The organism is Robiginitalea sp., assembly GCF_049588695.1.
In the GTDB taxonomy this organism is placed as follows: Bacteria; Bacteroidota; Bacteroidia; order Flavobacteriales; family Flavobacteriaceae; genus Robiginitalea.
On sequence record NZ_JBAVZJ010000002.1, the window covers coordinates 1 to 2,362 of the forward strand.

Sequence of the window (2,362 nt, forward strand, 5' to 3'; positions counted from 1 at the left end):
ATTTTTTTTCCGCATCGCTCAGTTCAAAAGCGTCTGGTTTCAGTGGGGTCTCCATCCCGGTGAGCAGGTGGTCATCACCAAAATCATCAATATGGAATCCATTGTGTTTGACTGTGTCTTTAAGCAAATTATCCAGCATAGGTCTTAGGGTTGATGGGTTGGGAGGCATTACAAGTCTCCTTCAAGTGCTTCTATCTTATTGAGGATATCCTGGGCCTCCGCATACTTTGCGTCTCCTGCAGCACGATTTACCTGGGAGAGTTTATGGGCGTCAGACATGAGTTTTTTATACTCTTCCTGTAATTTTTCGGTTTGAGATTTCTTCTTGAATAGTCCGAACATCCTGTGTCATTTTAGTTCTGAGACTAAAGTAGAAATAATGTTTAACAAGAACTGTTAAAGATTAAACAAAATTGTCAAACTGTTAATTCCGGGGCTACTTAAACCAGCGAAGTGTGGCATCCACCATACGCTGTTTGAGATCCGAGTAAGGAGGCATCAGCAGGTCAATGGAGCTGGGGGTGTACTGGCGAACAGTGGCCCTCTCGTTGGAGAAGGCGAGGAAACCGTGGTGGCCGTGTGCCTTACCGATACCACTGTTATTGATCCCGCCAAAAGGAAGGTGGTTGTTCGATAAGTGTACTACATTGTGGTTGATACAGGCCGTACCGGCACGGGTATTGGTGCTCAACTTCCGAATAGCCGTTTTATTCTTGCTAAAAGTATAGAGGGCGAGGGGTCGGGGTTTTCTGTTGATAAAATCCACGGCTGCATCTGCGTCCTTTACGGTGACTATGGGCAATACCGGGCCGAAGATTTCTTCCTGCAGCAGGTCGGCATCTTCCGGGACCTGTTCAATCAGGGTGGGCTCGAAAAAGTGTTTTTCTTCTGTATTTCCCCCTCCATAGACAATTCGGGCCCCCCGGGTGACAGCGTTATTTACTAAGTCCTGTAAGCGGCGGTGATGGGCCGTATGGATGATGCGGGAATAACTCTCCGAGTTTGAAGCCCCCTGGGGAAAGAAGGATTCCAACTGATTTTTCAGCGCCTCTACCAACGCACCCTTTGCTTTTTCGGTCACCAAAACGTAATCCGGGGCCACGCAAATCTGCCCGGCATTGAGGCATTTCCCCCAGGCCAGTCTTTTGGCTGTAGTTTCCATGGAAGCTGTTTCGTCCACGAAGGCGGGCGATTTACCCCCTAACTCCAGGGTGACCGAGCTCAAATGGCTGGAAGCAGCCTTCATAATCTGCTTGCCTACAGCCGGGGACCCGGTGAAAAAGATATGGTGGAAGGGTAATTCCAGCAGCGCTTTAGCCGTTTCCACCTCCCCCTGTACCAGGGCTATTTCTGAGGGATCGAAAAGTGCACTTACGATTTCCGCCATCACCTGACTGGTCGCGGGGGTGAATTCAGAAGGTTTGACAATACAACAGTTGCCCGCTGCAATGGCCGAGACCAGGGGGTCAAAGGTTAAATTCACTGGAAAATTCCAGGGAGAGAGTATCAGGCAGACCCCTTTGGATTCGTACTCAATATAGGATCGGGATCCGATCATAGGTAGGGGGTTACCTACCTTTTTTGGCCGCATCCAATCCCTTAGGTTGCGTTCTATATGTTTGATTTCAGCGAGAATAGGATAGATTTCGGTAAGATCTGTTTCCAGAAAAGGTTTGCCGAAATCGGAAAACAACGCCTCACGGAGGGGTTGCTTGTAGTCGAATTCCAGGGCGTTTTTCAGCCTCCGTAATTTAGTAACCCGCTCCTTGTAGGTCGTTTTGCCCACTTCGAGATACTGATCCATTTGGTCGTCAAACAGCTGCTGGTATATATTTGTCCTCATCATTACAGGGTTTGACGGGTCTGACTTTCCTTTGGGTCCTTTGCAGCGATATGCCCCAGGATAATCTTTGCGTGCTCGCGTGAGTTTTCAATAAACCATTTATGGGTCTCCATGCCACCGCAAATCACACCGGCCAGATAGAGTCCGGGAACATTGGTTTCCATAGTTTTAGGATCGTAGTGCGGTCGTTTTTTGTCATCTTCTGAAATGGAGATCCCGGCCGCGGTGAGAAAATCAAAATTGGGCTGGTATCCCGTAAGGGCCAGGACAAAATCATTTGGGAGCATCACAGTGCCCTCCGGGGTGTCCAGGACAATTTGTTCCTGCCGGATTTCCTGAATGGTGCTGCTGAAATAAGCGCGGATACTTCCCTCTTCAATACGGTTGAGGATATCCGGGCGCACCCAGTATTTTACGCGCCTCCCAATTTCCGGACCCCTGACCACCAGGGTGACTTCTGCACCTTTGCGCCAGCACTCCAGGGCGGCGTCTACGGCCGAGTTACTCGCACCTACAACG

General features: G+C 49.5%; 3 protein-coding genes. All 3 read right to left on the minus strand.

The genetic code is table 11. The annotated features are described in order from the left end of the window. Positions 1-168: 168 nt before the first annotated feature. On the minus strand, positions 169-342 hold the full coding sequence (locus WBV75_RS00020) for a Lacal_2735 family protein (RefSeq protein ID WP_424118617.1): 174 nt from the start codon (positions 340-342) through the stop codon (positions 169-171). A 94-nt stretch (positions 343-436) separates the two neighbouring features. Next, the gene (locus tag WBV75_RS00025) at positions 437-1,843 is read right to left on the minus strand and encodes an aldehyde dehydrogenase family protein (RefSeq protein ID WP_424118618.1); all 1,407 of its coding nucleotides are present in this window, start codon (positions 1,841-1,843) and stop codon (positions 437-439) included. Between the two features lie 2 nt (positions 1,844-1,845). Continuing rightward, positions 1,846-2,362 (minus strand): NAD(P)-binding domain-containing protein (locus WBV75_RS00030; protein WP_424118619.1); only part of this gene is annotated, 517 nt, incomplete at its 5' end.